Here is a 21277-nt window from a genome sequence, read left to right as displayed (position 1 = left end):
TGACCCGACCGCGGTGCCGGGAAGGATCCGGTTCACCGCCTGAGTCCTGGAGAAGGCGAGGACTTGAGCATGGGATCCCACTCCGAGAACATCGGCTCCGAGGAGAACCGCTCCGACAGGAACGGCTCCACGGGTGTCGGCCGCCGGGACCTGATCAAGAGATCAGCGGCACTGGGCCTGATCTCCGTCCCCACGATGAGCTTTCTGTCCGCCTGCGCGAGCAGCGGCGGGGGCGACGAGGACAAGGCCAAGGCCGGAAAGAAGACCGCGAAGAACCCCCTGGCGGTCAACGAGACCGCCCAGCTGGAATTCGTCCTGTTCGACGGCGGTTTCGGCAAGGAGTACGCCGAGGACGCGGTCAAGATCTACGAGAAGGCCTTCCCCGGGGCGAAGGTGAAGTTCTCGGCCACGCAGAAGATCCAGTCGACCCTCCAGCCCCGCTTCAACCAGGGCACCCCGCCCGACCTCATCGACAACTCCGGCGCCGAGCAGATGGACATGGGCGTGCTGGTCGGCAAGAAGCAGCTCGCCGACCTCACGCCGCTCCTGGACGCCGCGTCCTACGACGACCCGGGGAAGAAGGTCCGCGACACCCTGCGCCCCGGCATCGTCGAGATGGGCCAGTTCGACGGCGACCCGGTCTGGATCATGTACTACGCCTACACCGTCTACGGCGTCTGGTACTCGCAGAAGGCCCTGGACTCCCTCGACGCCACGTATCCGCAGACCTGGGACGAGATGCTCGCGCTCTGCGCGAAGGCCAAGAAGCAGGGCATCGCGGGCTGGACGTACGCCGGCAAGTACCCGTACTACATTCCCTTCGCGCTGTACCCGATGATCGGCAAGGTGGGCGGCCGCGAGGTCCTCGACGCCATCGACAACCTGGAGCCGAACGCCTGGAAGCACCCGGCGGTGAAGGCCTGTTTCGACGCCTACTACGAGCTCTACCAGAAGGGTTACATCCTCAAGGGCACGCCCGGCCTGGACCACATCCAGTCCCAGACGGCCTGGGCGAAGGGCAAGGCGCTGTTCATCCCCAACGGTTCCTGGGTGGAGAACGAGTCGGCCAACGTCATCCCCGCCGACTTCGGCCTGGCCGTCTCCGCGCCCACCGGCATCGACTCCTCGGACAAGATGCCCTTCGGCACCATCTGGGCCTCCGGCGGCGAGCCGTTCGTCGTGCCGGCCAAGGCGAAGAACGCGGCGGGCGGCATGGAACAGCTGCGCATCATGCTCAGCGAGGCGTCCTCCAAGAACTTCACCTCCAAGGTCAAGTCACTGACCGCGTACAACGGCGGCACCGACGGTCTCGCCCTCACCCCCGGTCTCAAGTCGGGTGTCGCGGCCCTGGACAAGGCCGGCGACAACGTGGTGAACCCTCGACTTCAGGACTGGTATGTCCAGTTGCAGAAGGAGAAGATCGGGGTGTCCGGTCTGGGCGAGATGATGGCCGGCCGGCTCACCCCGGCCGAGGCGATCAAGAAGATCCAGGGGTACGCCGACGAGGCGGCCAAGGACACGACGATCAAGCATTACAAACACCAGTGACGGCGGAAATCGCGGCGAAGTATCCATAAAAGCACCGGAGTGGTGATGCAGCACGGCAAGTACCGCTTCATCGTGGGGTTCCTGGCGCTGCCCCTGGGACTGTACGCGCTCTTCGTGGTATGGCCGTTCATCCAGTCCATCTACTACTCGTTCACGGACTGGACCGGTCTCAGCCCCGAATTCAAGATGGTCGGCCTGGACAATTACCGGAGGATGCTGGACGACGACATCTTCTGGAAGTCCTTGCAGCACAGCTTGATGTTCGCGGTCGTGCTGCCGCTGGTGACGATCAGCCTGGCGCTGTTCTTCGCCTTCATGATCAATGTCGGTGGACGCGGGAGGAGGGGCGGCCCGGTGATCTCCGGAGTCCGGGGGTCCTCCTTCTACAAGATCGTGTATTTCTTCCCGCAGGTGCTGTCGATCGCCATCGTGGCGCTGCTGTTCGCCTTCGCGTACAACCCGGACAGCGGCGCGATCAACTCGTTCTTCCGGGGGGTCGGGCTGGACGGCCTCCAGCCCCTCTGGCTCGGCGACCCGGATCTCGCGCTGTGGTGCGTGATGGCGGTGCTCGTCTGGTCGACGGTCGGCTTCTTCGTGGTCCTCTTCTCGGCGGGCATGGCGTCCATCCCGGCGGACCTGTACGAGGCCGCGCTGCTGGACGGCGCGGGCCGGGCCGCCACCTTCTTCCGCATCACCCTGCCCCTGCTCTGGGGCACGGTGCAGTCGGGCTGGGTCTACATGGGCATCCTCGCGCTCGGCGCGGAGTCGTTCGCGGTCGTGCAGATCATGACGACCGGGCCGGGCGGCCCCGACTACTCGACCACCGTCATGGTCCTGTACGTGTACCAGAAGGCGTTCCGTGACGGTCAGGCCGCCTATGCCACCACCATCGGCGTGGCTCTGCTCATCGTGACGCTGGCCTTCGCCGCCGTCGTGATGCGGCTGGGGCGGCGCGAGCGGCTGGAGTACTGACGTGAAGACGACCGAGACCCCCGCGCCCCTGCCGGCCGAGTCCGGCTCCGGCATCCCCGTCACGAAGGTCGACCTGGCGGCCGGCACACCGCCCGCGGGGAAGAAATCGGAAGGAAACGTCCTCAACGCCTTCTCCCACGGCATCCTGGTGATCTGGGCGATCATGGTCGTGCTGCCGTTGCTCTGGGCGGTGATGACCTCCTTCAAGGACGACAGCTCCATCTTCGGCTCGCCCTGGTCGCTGCCCGACACCCTGCACTTCGACAACTGGTCCCGGGCCTGGACCGAGGCCAACATGAGCGACTACTTCCTCAACACCATCCTGGTGGTGGGGGGTTCACTCATCGGCACGCTCGTCCTCGGCTCCATGGCGGCCTACGTCCTGGCGCGCTTCGACTTCCCGGGCAACCGCTTCATCTACTACCTGTTCATCGGCGGCATGAGTTTTCCGATCATGCTGGCGCTGGTCCCGTTGTTCTACGTGGTGAACAACATGGGGCTGTTGAACTCCATCCACGGCCTGATCCTCGTCTACATCGCCTACTCGCTGCCGTTCACGGTGTTCTTCCTGACGGCCTTCTTCCGCACCCTGCCGACCTCGGTGGCGGAGGCGGCCTTCGTGGACGGCGCCTCGCACAGCCGTACGTTCTTCCAGATCATGGTGCCCATGGCCAAGCCGGGCCTGATCAGCGTCGGCATCTTCAACTTCCTGGGCCAGTGGAACCAGTACATGCTTCCCACGGTCCTGAACACCGACCCCGACAAGCGCGTCCTCACCCAGGGGCTGGTCCAACTGGCCGTGAGCCAGGGCTACAAGGGTGACTGGTCAGGGCTTTTCGCCGGTCTGGTCATGGCGATGCTGCCGGTCCTGGCCGCGTACATCGTCTTCCAGCGGCAGGTGGTCCAGGGGCTGACCGCCGGGGCGTTGAAGTAGGGGCGCCGCGGACGACGGGCTCGCCCTTCACCGCCTGGCACCACCGCCGGGCCCGTGTCCGCGCGCCTCGCCGGCGCCCGCTCGAGCCGCCGGCGGCACCGTCCGTTCTCCCGCTGCCGCGTCCCTTTCGTACCCCTTCCGGGACCGGCCCGTAACGCCGCGCAGCGGGTCCCGCACGCCCCGCGACCCCCCCTCGACCACCCTCCGTGTTGCTTCACACGCATGCGGATACTGTTCAACCTCTTGACGGGAGGCGACCCGAACGGCTCAGCTTAGAGTTCACTAGTTGGACATAGACGGGGCCTCATCGATGCGGTCCCGCGCGCAGGAGGTCGTCGTGGAGACTCCGGGGTCGCAGTCGTCGCTGCACCGAGCCAACCTGGAGCGGGTCGTACGCGCCGTGCGTCTGGCCGGGTCCCTGACGCAGGCGGAGATCGCCCGGGCGACCGGGCTGTCCGCCGCGACCGTCTCCAATATCGTGCGCGAACTGAAGGACGGCGGAACCGTCGAGGTCACGCCCACCTCGGCGGGCGGACGAAGGGCCCGCAGCGTCAGTCTGAGCGGCGACGCGGGCATCGTCATCGGCGTCGATTTCGGACATACGCACCTACGGGTCGCCGTGGGCAATCTGGCCCATCAGGTGCTTGCCGAGGAGTCGGAGCCGCTCGATGTGGACGCCTCCTCGACGCAGGGCTTCGACCGGGCGGAACAGCTGGTCAACCGGCTGATCGAGGCCACCGGGGTGGACCGGACGAAGGTTGCGGGGGTGGGTCTTGGGGTGCCCGGGCCGATCGACCTGGAGTCGGGAACGCTCGGTTCGTCCGCCATCCTGCCCGGCTGGATCGGCACCAGACCCGCCGAGGAGATGCGCGGCCGGCTCGGCGTGCCCGTCCACGTGGACAACGACGCCAACCTCGGAGCCCTCGGCGAGATGGTCTGGGGCAGTGGCAGGGGCGTGCGTGATCTTGCATACATCAAGGTCGCGAGCGGTGTGGGTGCCGGTCTGGTGATCGAGGGGAAGATCTACAGGGGGCCCGGTGGTACCGCGGGCGAAATCGGACATATTACACTTGACGAGTCCGGCCCCGTCTGCCGCTGTGGTAACCGGGGCTGCCTGGAGACCTTCGCGGCGGCGCGCTACGTGCTCCCGCTCCTCCAGTCCAGCCACGGCACGGATCTGACGATGGAAGGCGTCGTGCGACTGGCGAGGGACGGCGACCCGGGCTGCCGTCGGGTGATCGCCGACGTCGGCCGTCACATCGGCAGTGGAGTCGCCAATCTCTGCAACCTGTTGAACCCGAGCCGGGTGGTCCTGGGCGGTGATCTCGCCGAGGCCGGTGAGCTGGTGCTCGGTCCGATCAGAGAGTCCGTCGGCCGCTACGCGATCCCGAGTGCGGCACGCCAACTTTCCGTTCTCCCGGGGGCACTTGGGGGCCGTGCGGAGGTGCTCGGAGCGCTCGCTCTCGCACTGAGTGAAATGGGTGATTCGACCCTTTTGGACGGCACGCTGACCGTGGCGACACCTGCCTTCACTTAGAGAACGAATGACGCCGTTGCCATCTCGTTAAGTATTTACTTCTTGACGTCGCACGTGTGGCCGAGTTGACTTCCAGCCACCTCGGCCGCAGCGTTGCGGCCCTGTCAGGGAGGCACATCTCAATGAACGCAACGATGCGTAGAGTCGTGATCGGCGCAACCGCCGTGTCCATGGCGCTTTCGATTGCCGCGTGCGGCAAGGCGGGCGACGACAAGGACAGCGACTCCGGCAGCAGCAGCAGCTCGGGCAACAAGTCCATCGGCCTGCTGCTCCCCGACAGCGTCACCGCGCGGTACGAGAAGTTCGACAAGCCGTACTTCGACGCCAAGGTCAAGGCCCTCTGCTCCGACTGCAAGCTCGAGTACGCGAACGCCGCGGCCGACTCGGCCAAGCAGGCCCAGCAGGTCAGCAGCATGGTGACCAAGGGCGTCAAGGTCATCGTGATCTCCGCCCAGGACTCCGCCGCCATCAAGTCCTCGATCCAGTCCGCGGTGGACAAGGGCGTCAAGGTCGTCGCGTACGACCGCCTCGCCCAGGGCCCCGTCTCGGCCTACGTCTCCTTCGACAATGTCAAGGTCGGCGAGCTCCAGGGCCAGGCCCTGCTCGACTCCCTCGGCGCCAAGGCGACCCCGAAGGCCAAGGTCGTCATGATCAACGGTGACGACGCCGACCCGAACGCCGGCCAGTTCAAGGAAGGCGCGCACAAGGCGCTCGACGGCAAGGTCGACATCGCCTACGAGCAGTCCGGCCTCTGGAAGGACACGGTCGCCGCGCAGAAGATGTCCGCGGCCATCACCCAGCTCGGCGCCAAGAACATCGCCGGCGTCTACGCCGCCAACGACGGCATGGCCGGTGGCATCGCCAACACCCTCAAGGGTGCGAAGATCAGCGGCATCCCGCTGACCGGCCAGGACGCGGAGCTCGCGGGTATCCAGCGCATCGTCGCCGGCACCCAGTCCTCCACCGTCTACAAGGCCTTCAAGCCCGAGGCCGAGGCGGCCGCCCAGCTCGCGGTCGACCTGCTCGAGGGCAAGGACATCAAGTCCCTGGCCACCGAGACGCTGACCAGCGGCTCCGGCGACAAGGTCCCCTCGCAGCTGCTGACCCCGGTGTCGGTCACCAAGGCCAACATCAAGGACACGGTCGTCAAGGACGGGCTGTACACCGTCGCGGACATCTGCACCGCCGAGTACGCCGCCGCCTGCAAGGCCGCGGGCCTCCAGTAGGCAACCCGGTCCCAAGGGTCCGCTCAGCCGGCCCTCGGGTCCCGTCGGCCGCCCAGCGGCCCCGTGAGACCTGTCCGACGCCCGCCCCACCTTCACACCCCGCTGCCGGGGCGGGCGTCGGACGGAACCGTTGCCAAGCGCAGCGGATTCACGCATGTTCATCTTGTAAACCTCGTGCGTCGACTCGCGCCCAGCGCGTCGCGCACATCCCTCCGCGCCTGTCTTTGCGCGCGGCATCCCCGCCGGTCAGGCGGCGAAGGAGATGGTTCACGTGTCCGCTACGCCCGTGCTGGCGTTGCGCGGGGTCTCCAAGCGATTCGGTGCGGTTCAGGCACTCACCGACGTCGAGCTGGAGGTCCACGCCGGAGAAGTGGTCGCCCTCGTGGGCGACAACGGCGCAGGAAAGTCCACCCTGGTCAAGACGATCGCGGGTGTCCACCCCATCGATGAGGGCGTCATCGAATGGGAGGGAAAGCCGGTCAGCATCAACCGGCCGCACGACGCTCAGGGACTCGGCGTCGCGACCGTCTACCAGGACCTCGCCCTGTGCGACAACCTCGACGTGGTCGGCAACCTCTACCTCGGACGCGAGCTGCTGCGCCGCGGCGTCATCGACGAGGTGTCGATGGAGAAGAACGCCCGGGAGCTGCTCTCGACGCTCTCCATCCGTATCCCGAGTGTCCGCATCCCGATCGCGAGCCTCTCGGGTGGTCAGCGTCAGGTCGTCGCCATCGCGCGCGCCCTGATCGGTGACCCGAAGGTCGTCATCCTGGACGAGCCCACCGCCGCCCTCGGTGTCGAGCAGACCGCGCAGGTCCTCGACCTGGTCGAGCGGCTGCGCGAGCGCAACCTCGGCGTCATCCTCATCAGCCACAACATGGCCGACGTCAAGGCGGTCGCGGACACCGTCGCCGTCCTGCGTCTGGGCAAGAACAACGGCTCCTTCCCCGTGAAGGACACCAGCCACGAAGAGATCATCGCCGCGATCACCGGGGCCACGGACAACGCCGTGACCCGTCGTGCGGGGCGTCGCACTGCGGAGGCGGCAAAGTGAGCGACACGTCGAAGACCGTGAAGAGCGACTCCTCGGGGCCCGGGAAGGTCGAGAAGACCGGCGGCGTCATCGAGGACCAGACCACCGTCGCGCCCGCCGACGACCCGACCGCCGCGCCGGTCTCCGTCGTCGACCCGCGCCTGCTGGTGCGTGAAGAGGGCTTCAAGGGCTACCTCACCGAGTTCAAGCGCAAGGTGAAGGGCGGCGAGCTGGGCCAGATCCCCGTCGTCCTCGGTCTGATCGTCATCTGGACCATCTTCCAGGCGAAGAACGACCTCTTCCTGAGCGCCGACAACCTCTCGAACATCAGCTACTTCATGTCGGCCACCGGCATGCTGGCCATCGGCCTGGTGTTCGTCCTGCTGCTGGGAGAGATCGACCTGTCGGTCGGTTCCGTCAGCGGTCTGGCGTCCACGCTGTTCGCCGTGTTCGTGGTGGACCACACCATGAACCCATGGCTGTCGCTGGTCCTGACGGTCCTCACCGGTGCGGTCATCGGTGCGTTGCAGGGCTGGTTCTTCGCGAAGATCGGCGTACCGGCCTTCGTGGTCACCCTGGCCGGCTTCCTCGGCTGGAACGGTCTGATGCTGTGGCTGCTGGGCTCCAGCGGCACGATCAACATCCCGTCGGACTCCGGCCCGGTGCACCTGCTCGGCCAGAACTCCTTCTTCATGGACCAGGCCATCATCGGCGCGTACCTGCTGGCCGGCCTCGCGGTCGTGCTGACCCTGATCGGCAACTTCGGTGAGCAGCGTCGCCGCCGGGCCGCCGGTGTCCCGTTCAGGCCGACCGCGGAGATCCTGCTGCGCGTCGGTGCGCTGGCCGTCGCCGCCTTCCTGGCGGCGAGCGTGCTGAACAACGCCTCCGGTGTCTCCAACGCGCTGGTCATCTTCCTGGCGGCGCTGGTGGTCGTCGACTTCGTGCTGCGTCGCACCACGTACGGCCGCAAGGTCTTCGCGGTCGGCGGCGGCATCGAGGCCGCACGTCGTGCCGGTATCAACGTGCCGATGGTCCGCATCACCGTGTTCGCCATCTCCGGTGGCTTCGCGGCGGTCGGCGGCATGTTCTTCGCGGGCCAGACGGCGTCCGCGACGCTGAACGCCGGCGGCGGCAACACCCTGATGCTCGCCATCGCGGCGGCCGTCATCGGCGGTACGAGCCTCTTCGGCGGCCGGGGCACGGTGTGGTCCGCCCTCCTGGGCATGCTGGTCATCCAGTCCATCCAGACCGGTCTCGACCTGCTCAACATGAACACCTCGATCCAGTACATGATCACCGGTGGTGTTCTGCTGGGCGCGGTCGTCATCGACTCGATCTCCCGCAAGAGCCAGAAGGCCGCCGGTCGCGGATGACGCTCCGGTGACCCGAAGTGCCCGGCATCCCCGCGATGCCGGGCACAGTCGTGTCATGGGAAGGGTTCATCCTGGGTACTGCCGTTCGCGTGACCCCCGACCCATGGGCCGGACACCGGACGCCCGGGCGGAACACTAGACTCGACGAGCCCGGCAACAGCTCGATCAGCTTTTACTGCAAGGAGGCACGGGTGCCGCTGCTGACCCGCATCAGGGGACCGCGCGATCTGGACCGGCTCAGCCTGGAGGAGCTGGACCAGCTGGCTGGGGAGATCCGCACCTTCCTCGTCGACGCCGTCTCCAAGACCGGCGGCCACCTCGGGCCGAACCTCGGCGTGGTCGAGCTCACCATCGCCCTGCACCGGGTCTTCGAGTCCCCGAAGGACAAGGTGCTGTGGGACACCGGCCACCAGTCCTACGTGCACAAGCTGCTCACGGGCCGGCAGGACTTCTCCCGGCTCAAGATGAAGGGCGGCCTCTCCGGCTACCCCTCGCAGGCCGAGTCCGAGCACGACGTCATCGAGAACAGCCACGCCTCCACGGTGCTCGGCTGGGCCGACGGCCTCGCGAAGGCCAACCAGATCCTCGACCGCGACGACCACGTGGTCGCCGTCATCGGCGACGGAGCGCTCACCGGCGGCATGGCCTGGGAGGCGCTGAACAACATCGCCGACGGGGACCGCCCGCTGGTCATCGTCGTCAACGACAACGAGCGCTCCTACGCGCCGACCATCGGCGGCCTCGCCAACCACCTCGCCACCCTGCGCACGACGGACGGCTACGAGCGTTTCCTCGCCCGCACCAGGGAAGTGCTGGAGCGCACCCCCGTCGTCGGCAGACCCCTCTACGAGACCCTGCACGGCGCCAAGAAGGGCCTGAAGGACTTCATCGCCCCCCAGGGCATGTTCGAGGACCTCGGCCTCAAGTACGTCGGCCCGATCGACGGCCATGACATCGAGGCCCTGGAATCCGCGCTCGCCCGCGCCAAGCGCTTCGGCGGCCCGGTCATCGTGCACTGCCTCACCGAGAAGGGCCGCGGCTACCAGCCCGCCCTCCAGGACGAGGCCGACCGCTTCCACGGCATCGGCCCCATCCACCCCGACACCGGTCTGCCGATCAAGGCGTCGGGCGCGGACTGGACCTCCGTCTTCGGCGACGAGATGGTCGAGCTCGGCAAGGAGCGCGAGGACATCGTCGCGATCACGGCGGCGATGCTTCAGCCGGTCGGCCTGAAGAAGTTCGCGGACGCCTTCCCGGACCGCATCTACGACGTCGGCATCGCCGAGCAGCACGCCGCCGTCTCCGCGGCCGGCCTGGCCGCGGGCGGGGTGCACCCGGTGTTCGCGGTGTACGCCACCTTCCTCAACCGTGCCTTCGACCAGGTGCTGATGGATGTGGCCCTGCACAAGTGCGGTGTGACGTTCGTCCTGGACCGGGCCGGTGTCACCGGCACCGACGGCGCCTCGCACAACGGCATGTGGGACATGTCGATCCTCCAGGTGGTGCCGGGCCTCAGGCTCGCCGCCCCGCGCGACGCCGACCAGGTCCGCGCCCAGCTCCGCGAGGCCGTCCAGGTCGAGGACGCGCCGACCGTCGTCCGCTTCTCCAAGGGCGCCGTCGGCCCCGCCGTGGCCGCCGTGGGCCGCGTCGGCGGCATGGACGTGCTGCGCGAGAGCGGCAGCGACACCCCGGACGTGCTGCTGGTCTCCGTGGGCGCCCTCGCCCCGATGTGCCTGGAGATCGCGACGCTGCTCGACCGCCAGGGCATCACCACCACGGTCGTCGACCCGCGTTGGGTCAAGCCCGTCGACGAGGCCATGGCGCCCCTCGCCGACCGGCACCGGGTGGTCGTGACCGTCGAGGACAACTCCCGCGTCGGTGGCGTCGGCTCGGCGATCGCCCAGGCGCTGCGCGACGCGGGCGTCGACGTCCCGCTGCGCGACTTCGGCATCCCGCCCCGCTTCCTCGACCACGCCTCGCGCGCCGAGGTCATGGCCGAGATCGGGCTCACCGCCCCCGACATCGCCCGGCAGGTCACCGGCCTCGTCTCCAAGCTCGACGGCCGGTACGGCAACGCGGCGGCCGCCGAGGTCGACTCCGTGGAGTCCGCGAGGGACTGACGCCGTACCGGGCAAGCCGACACGCCCGAATGGACCGGTTCTCCCCCTGTGAAGAGTGGTGGAACCGGTCCATTCGCGTTAACCGGTCCGCGCCGGGGCATACGGTCTACGCCCCCTCTCGATCATGTCGAGGACGACACAGCGTGGGAGGTACCCCGTGAGCAGCACCGTCTTCCGGACGAAGAAGGTCGAGCAGTCCATCCTCGATACAGAGGAGCCAGAGCACGCGCTCAAGAAATCATTGTCCGCGCTGGACCTGACCGTCTTCGGTGTCGGCGTCATCATCGGCACCGGCATCTTCGTCCTCACCGGCACGGTCGCCAAGAACAACGCCGGTCCCGCCGTCGCCCTGGCCTTCGTGGTGGCCGGGGTCGTCTGCGCGCTCGCCGCGCTCTGTTACGCCGAGTTCGCCTCCACCGTGCCGGTGGCCGGTTCGGCGTACACCTTCTCGTACGCCTCCCTCGGGGAGCTCCCCGCCTGGATCATCGGCTGGGACCTCGTCCTGGAGTTCGCGCTCGGCACGGCGGTGGTGGCCGTCGGCTGGTCCGGGTACGTCGCCTCGCTGCTCGACAACGCGGGCTGGCATCTGCCGGCGGCCCTCAGCAGCAGGGAGGGCGCCGACGGCTTCGGCTTCGACATCCTCGCCGCCGCCCTCGTCCTGGTGCTGACGGCGATCCTGGTCGTCGGCACCAAGCTCTCCGCGCGGGTCACCACCGTCGTCGTCGCCATCAAGGTGACCGTCGTCCTGACCGTGATCATCGCGGGCGCCTTCTTCATCCACGGCGCCAACTACGACCCGTTCATCCCCAAGGCGCAGACCGTGGACGCGGGCGGTGGCCTGAACGCCCCGATGATCCAGCTGCTGTTCGGCTGGGCGCCGTCCAACTTCGGGGTGATGGGCATCTTCACCGCCGCCTCCGTCGTCTTCTTCGCCTTCATCGGCTTCGACGTCGTCGCCACCGCCGCCGAGGAGACCAGGAACCCGCAGCGCGACATGCCCCGCGGCATCATCGGCTCGCTGATCATCTGCACGGTCCTCTACGTCGCCGTGTCGATCGTCGTCACCGGGATGCAGCACTACACCAAGCTGTCCGTGAGCGCCCCGCTCGCCGACGCGTTCAAGGCCACCGGGCACCCCTGGTTCGCGGGCTTCATCAGCTTCGGCGCCGCAGTCGGCCTGACGACGGTCTGCATGATCCTGCTCCTCGGACAGACCCGGGTCTTCTTCGCCATGAGCCGGGACGGGCTGCTGCCGCGCTTCTTCTCCCACGTGCACCCGCGGTTCAGGACCCCGCACCGGCCGACCATCCTGCTCGGCGTGCTCATCGCGATCCTGGCCGGCTTCACCAGCCTCAGCGAGCTCGCCGAGCTGGTGAACATCGGCACGCTCTTCGCCTTTGTGGTGGTCGCGATCGGCGTGATCATCCTGCGCAGGTCCCGGCCCGACCTGCCACGGGCGTTCCGCACCCCGTGGGTGCCGTTCCTGCCGATCGTGTCGGTGTGCGCCTCGCTGTGGCTGATGCTCAACCTGCCCGCCGAGACCTGGCTGCGGTTCGGTATCTGGATGGTCGTCGGATTCGTCGTGTACTTCCTCTATGGCCGCTCCCACAGCCGTCTCGGACGGCAGGAGGCGGCCGCCGCCTCCGCCGACGGGGCCCCGGGCCGCGGCGGCGCGGTGTGATGGCTCCCGGAGCCGCCCCCGTGCCCCCTGCGGGCGTCAGCGGGACGGCTCCGGCGCCGTGGCGCCTCAGTCCCTTACGGAGCGCGGGCCCGTGACGTCCGCGCCCAGCGCGGTCACCCGGCGGCGCAGCTCCCGGTCGGCCGTGACGACCAGGCGGGGCCGCTCCGCCGACCCGGTGACGAGCTCGACGATACGGTCGTCCCCGCTGCCCGGCGCCGCCTCCACCCGCACGCCCGGCACCGACTCCACCCCGCGGGCCGAGCCCTCCACCACGAGGACGATCTCCTCGGGCCCCTCGTGCCCGCGCAGGCCGTCCACGGCCAGCAGGTCACGCAGTCGTTCGGCGGCGCCGCGGCGGTCCCGCCACCAGCCGTCGGGCACCGACCCGACGACGTTCGCGGCGTCGACGATCACGAGCAGCGCGGGGATGTCGTCCATGCTCTCAGCGTCGCACGGACGACGGCCGCGCGGAGGAGACCCTCGCGCGGGCGCCGTGAAGGGTCCGTCATAAGGTGATCGGGTGAACGGCGACTGGCTCATACGAGGCCGCGACGGGCGGCTCTGTGTCTATCTGGTGTCGGACGACGCCGTCCTGTGCCGGGCGGAACGCAGCCCGGGCGGGCCCTGGGAGGGCCCACGCAGGGTGGGCGGCGACCAGAAGGTGTACCCGTCCCCGGCCGTCGGGCAGGGCACCGACGGTTATGGCCACCTGGCCTGCTGGCGGCCCACGGCGCAGGGGGAGGCGGGCCTGGTGCACTCCACGCACTTCCGGCCGCTGCTCGCCGCCCTGGACTGGGTGCCCATCGGTCATCCCAACAAGAAGGGCGACCGCACCGGCACACCCGCCGTGGCGGTGGACGCCCAGGGGCGCGCGCACGTCTTCGCCCGCAACATCGGCTCGGGACTGTGCATGGTCGCGCAGAAGCAGACCGGTGGCTGGGACCCGTGGCGCGACCTCAAGGGGCAGGGCATCGTGGGGTCGCCGGTCGCGGTGACGGGGGAGTCCGGCCGCGTCCAGGTGTACGCGGCCGTGTCCGGCGGGGTCCTGCACTGGCGGCAGGAGGAGCCGGGCGGCCAGCCGGTGTTCCAGGAGCCCCTCAGCGCCCCGGTCCGGCCCCGCACCCTGCGGGCGCTGGCCACCTCCCCGGAGCACACCACCCTCTTCTACACCGACGAGGCCGGCGACCTGTGCGCGTGGCGTCCCGGTAGCGAGCCCGTCCGCGTGCTCGCCGCCGCCGGGCCCGGACCGGTCGCTGCCCTCCGCACCGAACTCGACGGCCATGACTGCACCCTGCTGGCCCAGCGATCCGCGAGCGGCCGGGTCGCCTTCGCCGCGTACCCGACCGAGAAGGAGTCGGCCGGGGCCTGGTGGGCCGAGGCCGGTCCGCAACTGCCGGCCGACGCCGTGGTGACGCTCGCCAAGGACCACGAGGACCGGGTGGTCGCGGCGGCCCTGTCTCCGTCGACCGGCGAACTGCAGATCAGTTACCGCAAGGACGAGCCCGGCCTCGCCCTGACGGCCTGGCGGACGGTCTGACGGTCTGACGCCCTGGCGGACGGTGTGACGGCCTGGCGGACGGTCTGACGGCCCGGCCGGCCTCCGCGTCGCCCTGGGCGCCGCAGGCCGGCGTCCCGGGCCCCGGAGAAGGGGCCCAGGGCGGCGTCCCGCGCCCCGGAGAAGGGCCGGCCCCGTGTGCGGCGACCCCACCCCGGGCAGGACCCGACACAGGGCGACGGAGCAGCAGGACGGCATCGCAGCAGGACGGCATGACGGCATGAAAGAGGGCCTCCGCACACGGCGGAGGCCCTCTTCACTTGCCGGGGGCCGTGACGGCCCCGACGGTCACGCGGGAACCGAGGCCACGCCCGGCGCCAGGAACTTCTTGCCGTTCACGCGCTCGGAGACACCTTCGCGGTCCAGGTACGGCGTGATGCCGCCCAGGTGGAAGGGCCAGCCGGCGCCCGTGATCAGGCAGAGGTCGATGTCCTGCGCCTCGGCGACGACACCCTCGTCGAGCATGAGCCCGATCTCCTGCGCCACCGCGTCCAGCACGCGTGCCCGCACCTGCTCCTCGGTCAGGACGGTGTCGCCCTGCATCAGCAGCGCGGAGACCTCGGGGTCGAGCTCGGGCCTGCCGCTGTCGTAGACGTAGAAGCCGCGCTTGCCCGCCTTGACGACGGCCGCGAGGTTCGGGGAGACCGTGAAGCGGTCCGGGAAGGCCCGGTTGAGGGTCTCCGAGACGTGCAGACCGATCGCGGGGCCGACCAGCTCGAGGAGGACCAGCGGGGACATCGGCAGGCCGAGCGGCTCCACCGCCTTCTCCGCCACCTCGACCGGGGTGCCCTCGTCGATGACGTTCTGCACCTCGCCCATGAAGCGGGTGAGGATGCGGTTGACGACGAACGCCGGGGCGTCCTTCACCAGGACCGCCGTCTTCTTCAGCTTCTTGGCGACGGCGAAGGCGGTGGCCAGCGACGCGTCGTCGGTCTGCTCGCCCCGGACGATCTCCAGGAGCGGCAGGATCGCGACCGGGTTGAAGAAGTGGAAGCCCACGACCCGCTCGGGGTTCTTCAGTTTCGACGCCATCTCGGAGACCGACAGCGAGGAGGTGTTCGTGGCGAAGATCGCGTGCGCCGGGGCGACCGCCTCGACCTCCGCGAACACCTGCTGCTTGACGCCGATCTCCTCGAACACGGCCTCGATGACGAAGTCCGCGTCGGCGAAGCCCTCGGCCTTGTCCAGCACACCGGACACCAGCGCCTTGAGGCGGTTGGCCTTGTCCTGGTTGATGCGGCCCTTGCCGAGCAGCTTCTCGATCTCGGCGTGGACGTAGCCCACACCCTTGTCGACGCGCTCCTGGTCGATGTCGGTCAGCACGACCGGCACCTCGAGACGGCGCAGGAACAGCAGGGCGAGCTGCGAGGCCATCAGGCCCGCGCCCACCACGCCGACCTTGGTGACCGGACGCGCCAGGGACTTGTCCGGGGCTCCGGCCGGGCGCTTGCCGCGCTTCTGCACCAGGTTGAACGCGTAGATGCCGGAGCGCAGTTCGCCACCCATGATCAGGTCGGCGAGCGCCACGTCCTCGGCGTCGTAGCCCTGCTGGAGGTCGCCGTTCTTGGCGGCCGCGATGATGTCGAGGGCACGGTAGGCGGCCGGGGCCGCGCCGTGCACCTTGCTGTCCGCGACGAAGCGGCCGCGCGCGACGGCCTGGTCCCAGGCTTCCCCACGGTCGATCACCGGACGGTCCACGACGATCTCGCCCTTGAGGACGGACGCTGTCCAGAGCAGCGACTGCTCCAGGAAGTCCGCACCCTCGAACAGCGCGTCGGCGATGCCCAGCTCGTAGACCTGAACGCCCTTGAGCTGCTTGTTCTGGTTGAGGGAGTTCTCGATGATCACCGAGACGGCCTTGTCGGCGCCGATCAGGTTCGGCAGCAGCGTGCAGCCGCCCCAGCCGGGGACCAGACCGAGGAAGACCTCGGGCAGCGAGAAGGCCGGCAGCGCCGCGGACACCGTGCGGTACTTGCAGTGCAGGCCGACCTCGACGCCACCGCCCATCGCCGCGCCGTTGTAGTACGCGAAGGTGGGGACCGCGAGGCCCGCGAGGCGCTTGAAGACCTCGTGGCCGCCCTTGCCGATGGCGAGCGCGTCCTTGTGCTCCTTGAGGAGCTCGACGCCCTTCAGGTCCGCGCCGACGGCGAAGATGAACGGCTTGCCGGTGACACCGACACCGACGATCTCGCCGGCCGAGGCTTCCTTCTCGACCTGGTCGATCGCGGAGTCGAGGTTCGCGAGGGACTGCGGGCCGAAGGTGGTCGGCTTGGTGTGGTCGAAGCCGTTGTCCAGCGTGATCAGGGCGAAGCGCCCCGCGCCGAACGGCAGGTCCAGGTGACGGACGTGCGCCTGGGTGACGACCTCGTCCGGGAACAGCTCGGCCGCGCCCTTCAGGAGTTCGGTGGTGCTCACTTGTCGCCTCCGGCGGACTCGAAGTGCGGGTTCTCCCAGATGACGGTCGCGCCCATGCCGAAGCCGACGCACATGGTGGTCAGGCCGTAGCGGACCTGCGGCTGCTCCTCGAACTGGCGGGCCAGCTGCGTCATCAGACGGACGCCGGAGGAGGCGAGCGGGTGACCGAAGGCGATCGCGCCGCCGTACTGGTTGACGCGCTCGTCGTCGTCCGCGATGCCGTAGTGGTCGAGGAAGGCCAGGACCTGGACGGCGAAGGCCTCGTTGATCTCGAAGAGACCGATGTCGGAGATGGACAGACCCGCCTGGGCCAGCGCCTTCTCCGTGGCCGGGATCGGGCCGTAGCCCATGACCTCCGGCTCGACACCCGCGAAGGAGTACGAGACGAGGCGCATCTTGACCGGCAGGCCGTTCTCGCGGGCGAAGTCCTCGGACGCGATGAGGGAGGCCGTCGCGCCGTCGTTCAGACCGGCCGCGTTGCCGGCGGTGACCCGGCCGTGGACGCGGAACGGGGTCTTCAGACCGGAGAGGTTCTCCAGGGTCGTCCCCGGGCGCATCGGCTCGTCGGCGGTGACCAGGCCCCAGCCCGTCTCGCCGGCGTCCGGGTTGGTGCGGCGCACCGACACGGGTACGAGGTCGGCCTGGATCTTGCCGTTGGCGTACGCCTTGGCGGCCTTCTCCTGCGAGCGCACGGCGTATGCGTCGGCGCGCTGCTTGGTGATCTGCGGGTAGCGGTCGTGCAGGTTCTCGGCGGTCATGCCCATGAACAGGGCGGACTCGTCGACCAGCTTCTCGCTGACGAACCGCGGGTTGGGGTCCACGCCCTCGCCCATCGGGTGACGGCCCATGTGCTCGACACCACCGGCGACGGCGATGTCGTAGGCGCCGAAGGCGACGGAACCGGCGACCGAGGTGACGGCCGTCAGGGCGCCCGCGCACATGCGGTCGATGGAGTAGCCGGGCACGGAGGTCGGCAGACCGGCCAGGATGCCGGCGGTGCGGCCGATGGTCAGGCCCTGGTCGCCGATCTGCGTGGTCGCGGCGATGGCGACCTCGTCGATCTTCTTCGGGTCGAGACCGGGGTTGCGGCGCAGCAGCTCCCGGATCGCCTTCACGACGAGGTCGTCGGCGCGGGTCTCGTGGTAGATGCCCTTCGGGCCCGCCTTGCCGAACGGGGTACGGACGCCGTCGACGAAGACGACGTCCCTGACGGTACGAGGCACGATGGCTCTCCTCCAGGTGCGGGATGGCACTGCTGCGACACGCAAGCGCTGAGCGCGCGCTCAGGACCCATGCTACTTATCGGTAACGTAGCTGCCCAGTCCCGGAGGGCCAAGCGGCGAACGTCACACCCGGAACGGGGGAGAGGTCACTCCCGCGCTCGGCCCCGTGGCGGCGCCGTCGAGCCCCGCGGGGTCAGTACGGGAGTCGGCACCGGCCGCGATCCGGGACCAGGCCCGGTGATCACGCCGAACAGCGTCCGCGCCGCCTCCGCGCCGAATCCGTGCACGTCATGGCTCATCGCGGAGAGCGTCGGATGGGTCAGCCGGCATAGCTGGGAGTCGTCCCAGGCGAGGAGGGAGACATCGCCCGGCACGCCGAGACCCATCTCGGCCGCCACGGCGAGCCCGGCCACCGCCATGATGTCGTTGTCGTAGACGATCGCCGTCGGCCGGTCGGCCGCGGCGGCGGTCAGCATCGACCGGGTCGCCCGCGCGCCCGCCTCCCCGGAGTAGTCCGTCGCGACCTGCCACGCACCGGCCAGCCCCAGGGTCCGCGCCGCCGCGTCGAAGGCCGCCGTCCGTATCGTCGTGTGCCCGAGCGCGGCCGCGCCTCCGACCCTCGCTATCCGCCGGTGCCCGAGCGCCGCCAGATAGCGGACCGCCTCGGTCACCGCCGTGGCGTCGTCCGTCCACACGGACGTCAGGCCGCCGGTCAGCGAGGGGTGCCCCACCGCGACCACCGGCATCCCCAGCCGCTCGGCCACGGCCACCCGGGGATCGTCGGCCCGGAAGTCGACGAGGATCGACCCGCCGATCTGCCGACCCCGCCACCACGACTCCAGGAGCCCGGCCTCCTCCTCGACGGTACGCACCAGCCGGAGCAGCAGCGAACAGGAGTGCTCGGTGAGCACGCTCTCCACCCCGGAGACGAACTCCATGTAGAACGGTTCCAGACCCAGCATCCGCGCCGGCCGGCAGATCGCGAGCCCCACCACGTCCACCCGCGAGCTCGACAGCGAGCGTGCCGTGAGGTTGGGTTCCCAGCCCAGCTCCCGCGCCGCCGCGAAGATCCGGTCCCGGGTCGCCTCCGCCAGCCCCGGCTTGTGGTTGAAGGCGAGCGACACGGCGCCCTTGGAGACGCCGGCACGGGCCGCGACATCCTTGATGGTGACGCGGGGCGAGGGGGACGCTGTCATCGAGCGGGCTCCTGGCAGTACAGCGCGGCCCGGGCGGCGGCGGCATCGGGAGTCTCCCAGCCCTCCACCCCGATGGTCACGCGTTCCCCGGGCAGCAGCGTCACGAGCCCCCGGTCGGCCCGCGCCCCCGGATCCAGCCGGTCGGCCTGGAGCAGCAGATCCCGGACGAGGGTGCGGGCCGTGACCGTGACGCTCCCCGGTGCCACGGCCACCTCGAACCGCGGCTGCGGATACGGGATCTCACGGTCCGGCACCGGGAAGTACACCGCCCGCAGCCCACCCCCGGCCGGTCCGGCTGCCCCCCACGCGTCGGCCACCAGGAACTCCTTCGCCCCGGCCGGCTCCAGCTCGGGCGGCACCCGCACCTCGCCCACCAGCCGTGCGCCGACCGCGAGTTCCACGCTCGCCGCGCCGATCACCTCTCCCTCCACCGACACCCGCCGCAACGACAGCGTGCCCGACCACGGTTGCCCCGACTGGTTGACGGCGGCCAGCACCAGCCCCTCCCCGCGCGGTTGCAGGGTCAGCAGTCGATCCGCGTACAGCCGCCGCAGCTCGTGGTAGAGCGGTTTCTCCCTTCCATCGCCGTCGATCGCCGCCCAGGACGTCACCGGCCAGCAGTCGTTCAGCTGCCAGACGATCGTGCCCGCGCAGACCGGCCACCGTGACCGCCAGTGCTCGATCCCGGTCGCCACGGCCCGCGCCTGGTTGACCTGCGTGAGGTAGTGCCACCGGTCGAAGTCGCCGTCGGGCACGGCGAAGTGACGGGCGAGCCCGCGTGCCAGCTTGCCGTTGCCGTCCTGCGCCTTCTGGTGGTGCAGCATGCCGGGGGAGTCCGCCGAGAGCTCCTCACCCGGCAGCGCCCGCCGCAGCGTGGCATGGGCGGGCGGCGCCTGCCAGCCGAACTCGGCCACGAACCGCGGAACTTCGCCCCGGTACTCGGCGTAGTCCCGCCGGTTCCACACCTCCCACGAGTGATGCGTCCCGTGGGCCGGGTCATTGGGATGATGCCTCCACGACCCCGACCACGGGCTGCCCGCCGTGTACGGCCGCGTCGGATCCAGCTCCCCGACGACCCGGGGCAGCACGCCCAGGTAGTACCCCTCGCCCCAGGAGTCCCCGCCGAGCCGCTCCTCCCACCCCCAGTCCCTGAACCCCCACAGGTTCTCGTTGTTGCCGTTCCACAGCACCAGCGACGGATGCGGCATCAGCCGTACGACGTTCTCCCGGGCCTCCGCCTCCACCTCGCCCCGCAGCGGCTGCTCCTCCGGGTAGGCCGCGCACGCGAAGGGGAAGTCCTGCCACACCAGCAGCCCCAGTTCGTCGCAGGCGTCGTAGAAGTCCTCGCTCTCGTAGACACCGCCGCCCCAGACCCGGACCAGGTCGACGCCGGCGTCCGCCGCCTGGCGCAGCCGCCTCCGGTAGCGCTCCCGGGTCACCCGGGACAGGAACACGTCGTCCGGGATCCAGTTCACGCCCCGGGCGAACAGCCGCTCCCCGTTGACGACCAGGGTGAACCCGCTCCCGTGCGCGTCCGCCGAGGTGTCCAGTCCGACGCTGCGGAAGCCCACGCGCCGCCGCCACACGTCGAGCGGCGAACTCCCGTGCAGCAGGGTCAACTCGACTTCGTACAATCGCTGTTCCCCGTATCCGCGCGGCCACCAGAGCTCCGCGTCCGGCACCTCGACCCGGACGGCACCGCCCGCGCCCGTCACCTCGCCGCGCACCGTCCGGCCCCCCACCCGGGCCTGGAGCGTCAGCCCGGCCTCCACCCGGGTCCGCTCCACGTCCACCCGCAACTCGACGACTCCGGTGCCCCGCTCGACGGTCACCAGCGGACGCACCCGCGCCAGCCGTGCCGTCGACCAGCGCTCCACCCGCACCGGCCGCCAGATGCCGGCCGTCACCAGGGTGGGACCCCAGTCCCAGCCGAACGAGCACGCCATCTTGCGGAGGTACTGGTAGGGCTCGGTGTAGGCAGCCGGACGCTCGCCGACCCTTCCGCGGACGGCCTCCGCCTCGGCGTAGGCGGAGACGAACCGGACGGACAGCGGGCCTTCGAGGCCCGTCACGTCGAAGCGGTAGGAGCGGTGCATGTTCCGCACCCGGCCGAGCAGCTGCCCGGCCAGCGTGATCTCCGCGACCGTGTCGAGCCCGTCGAAGACCAGGTCGGTCTGCTCGTGCCCGGACGGCACGGCCGGCAGTTCCCGCTCGTACGTCCACTCGCGCCGCCCCACCCACGCGACCTCGTTCTCGGCCCGGCCGAGGAACGGGTCCGGGATCACCCCGGCGGCGAGCAGATCGGTGTGCACACAGCCCGGCACCCCGGCCGGGAGTGACGTCCCTTCGTGCCGCAGATTCCATCCGTCGTTGAGCGGTGAGGCCTCCAGCATGTGCACTCCCTAAACCGGTCAAGCCCACAACTGAGCGCCAGTTGTCCATCGTTGGCGGGAATCGGACTTTA

Annotated in this window: 15 protein-coding genes; 10 read left to right on the top strand and 5 right to left on the bottom strand. The window is 69.6% G+C overall.

Going from position 1 to position 21277, the window contains the following annotated elements:
• The first annotated feature begins 69 nt into the window (after nt 1–69).
• The 9 genes from ngcE (at nt 70) to OHS71_RS10835 (ending at nt 12424) form a co-directional block, all read left to right on the top strand.
• The gene (gene ngcE, locus OHS71_RS10875) at nt 70–1548 is read left to right on the top strand and encodes an N-acetylglucosamine/diacetylchitobiose ABC transporter substrate-binding protein (RefSeq protein ID WP_328479190.1); all 1479 of its coding nucleotides are present in this window, start codon (nt 70–72) and stop codon (nt 1546–1548) included.
• A gap of 45 nt (nt 1549–1593) precedes the next feature.
• A complete protein-coding gene (locus tag OHS71_RS10870) occupies nt 1594–2520 on the top strand; it encodes a carbohydrate ABC transporter permease (protein WP_328479189.1) in 927 nt (308 codons plus the stop codon).
• Nucleotide 2521: 1 nt separating this feature from the next.
• Entirely contained in the window at nt 2522–3454 is a 933-nt protein-coding gene (locus OHS71_RS10865; RefSeq protein ID WP_328479188.1) for a carbohydrate ABC transporter permease, read from the top strand.
• A 337-nt stretch (nt 3455–3791) separates the two neighbouring features.
• Nucleotides 3792–4991, top strand: coding sequence for an ROK family transcriptional regulator (locus OHS71_RS10860; RefSeq protein ID WP_328479187.1), 1200 nt, complete (start codon nt 3792–3794; stop codon nt 4989–4991).
• A 122-nt stretch (nt 4992–5113) separates the two neighbouring features.
• A complete protein-coding gene (locus OHS71_RS10855; protein ID WP_443046902.1) occupies nt 5114–6217 on the top strand; it encodes a sugar ABC transporter substrate-binding protein in 1104 nt (367 codons plus the stop codon).
• 262 nt (nt 6218–6479) lie between these two features.
• The gene (locus OHS71_RS10850; RefSeq protein WP_328479185.1) at nt 6480–7271 is read left to right on the top strand and encodes an ATP-binding cassette domain-containing protein; all 792 of its coding nucleotides are present in this window, start codon (nt 6480–6482) and stop codon (nt 7269–7271) included.
• Nucleotides 7268–8623, top strand: a complete 1356-nt coding sequence (locus OHS71_RS10845) for a sugar ABC transporter permease (protein WP_443046901.1) — start codon at nt 7268–7270, stop codon at nt 8621–8623. The genes OHS71_RS10850 and OHS71_RS10845 overlap by 4 nt, the downstream gene beginning before the upstream one ends.
• A 191-nt stretch (nt 8624–8814) precedes the next feature.
• Nucleotides 8815–10743 carry a 1-deoxy-D-xylulose-5-phosphate synthase gene (gene dxs, locus OHS71_RS10840; RefSeq protein ID WP_328484468.1) on the top strand — a complete coding sequence of 643 codons (1929 nt, stop codon included), beginning with the start codon at nt 8815–8817 and terminating at the stop codon, nt 10741–10743.
• A gap of 157 nt (nt 10744–10900) precedes the next feature.
• A complete protein-coding gene (locus OHS71_RS10835) occupies nt 10901–12424 on the top strand; it encodes an amino acid permease (RefSeq protein WP_328479184.1) in 1524 nt (507 codons plus the stop codon).
• Nucleotides 12425–12490: 66 nt separating this feature from the next.
• Here OHS71_RS10835 and OHS71_RS10830 read toward each other — a convergent pair whose 3' ends face one another.
• Nucleotides 12491–12862: an NTP pyrophosphohydrolase gene (locus tag OHS71_RS10830; RefSeq protein ID WP_328479183.1), complete on the bottom strand. Its 372-nt coding sequence runs from the start codon at nt 12860–12862 to the stop codon at nt 12491–12493.
• An 82-nt stretch (nt 12863–12944) separates the two neighbouring features.
• Here OHS71_RS10830 and OHS71_RS10825 point away from each other — a divergent pair, with 82 nt between their 5' ends.
• Nucleotides 12945–13961, top strand: a complete 1017-nt coding sequence (locus tag OHS71_RS10825; protein ID WP_328479182.1) for a hypothetical protein — start codon at nt 12945–12947, stop codon at nt 13959–13961.
• Between the two features lie 306 nt (nt 13962–14267).
• On the opposite strand, the gene OHS71_RS10820 is transcribed toward OHS71_RS10825, so the two are convergent.
• The 4 genes from OHS71_RS10820 to OHS71_RS10805 all read right to left on the bottom strand — a co-directional run bounded on the left by OHS71_RS10820 (nt 14268) and on the right by OHS71_RS10805 (nt 21206).
• A complete protein-coding gene (locus OHS71_RS10820) occupies nt 14268–16394 on the bottom strand; it encodes a 3-hydroxyacyl-CoA dehydrogenase NAD-binding domain-containing protein (protein ID WP_328479181.1) in 2127 nt (708 codons plus the stop codon).
• On the bottom strand, nt 16391–17617 hold the full coding sequence (locus tag OHS71_RS10815) for a thiolase family protein (protein ID WP_328479180.1): 1227 nt from the start codon (nt 17615–17617) through the stop codon (nt 16391–16393). The genes OHS71_RS10820 and OHS71_RS10815 overlap by 4 nt, the downstream gene beginning before the upstream one ends.
• A gap of 146 nt (nt 17618–17763) precedes the next feature.
• Complete coding sequence (locus tag OHS71_RS10810) at nt 17764–18813, bottom strand: LacI family DNA-binding transcriptional regulator (protein ID WP_328479179.1); 1050 nt, start codon at nt 18811–18813, stop codon at nt 17764–17766.
• Complete coding sequence (locus OHS71_RS10805; RefSeq protein WP_328479178.1) at nt 18810–21206, bottom strand: glycoside hydrolase family 2 protein; 2397 nt, start codon at nt 21204–21206, stop codon at nt 18810–18812. The genes OHS71_RS10810 and OHS71_RS10805 overlap by 4 nt, the downstream gene beginning before the upstream one ends.
• Nucleotides 21207–21277: the final 71 nt, after the last annotated feature.

Origin of the sequence: Streptomyces sp. NBC_00377 (assembly GCF_036075115.1) — a bacterium.
In the GTDB taxonomy this organism is placed as follows: Bacteria; Actinomycetota; Actinomycetes; order Streptomycetales; family Streptomycetaceae; genus Streptomyces.
The sequence above is the reverse complement of the archived record's forward strand: the minus strand, read 5'-3'. Positions and strand labels throughout refer to the sequence as shown.

Excerpts from the sequence above, each read along its gene's own strand:
- ngcE (WP_328479190.1), top strand. The coding sequence starts at position 70 with ATGGGATCCCACTCCGAGAACATCGGCTCCGAGGAGAACCGCTCCGAC.
- OHS71_RS10870 (WP_328479189.1), top strand. The coding sequence starts at position 1,594 with ATGCAGCACGGCAAGTACCGCTTCATCGTGGGGTTCCTGGCGCTGCCC.
- OHS71_RS10855 (WP_443046902.1), top strand. The coding sequence starts at position 5,114 with ATGAACGCAACGATGCGTAGAGTCGTGATCGGCGCAACCGCCGTGTCC.
- OHS71_RS10850 (WP_328479185.1), top strand. The coding sequence starts at position 6,480 with ATGGTTCACGTGTCCGCTACGCCCGTGCTGGCGTTGCGCGGGGTCTCC.
- OHS71_RS10830 (WP_328479183.1), bottom strand. The coding sequence starts at position 12,862 with ATGGACGACATCCCCGCGCTGCTCGTGATCGTCGACGCCGCGAACGTC.
- OHS71_RS10810 (WP_328479179.1), bottom strand. The coding sequence starts at position 18,813 with ATGACAGCGTCCCCCTCGCCCCGCGTCACCATCAAGGATGTCGCGGCC.
- OHS71_RS10805 (WP_328479178.1), bottom strand. The coding sequence starts at position 21,206 with ATGCTGGAGGCCTCACCGCTCAACGACGGATGGAATCTGCGGCACGAA.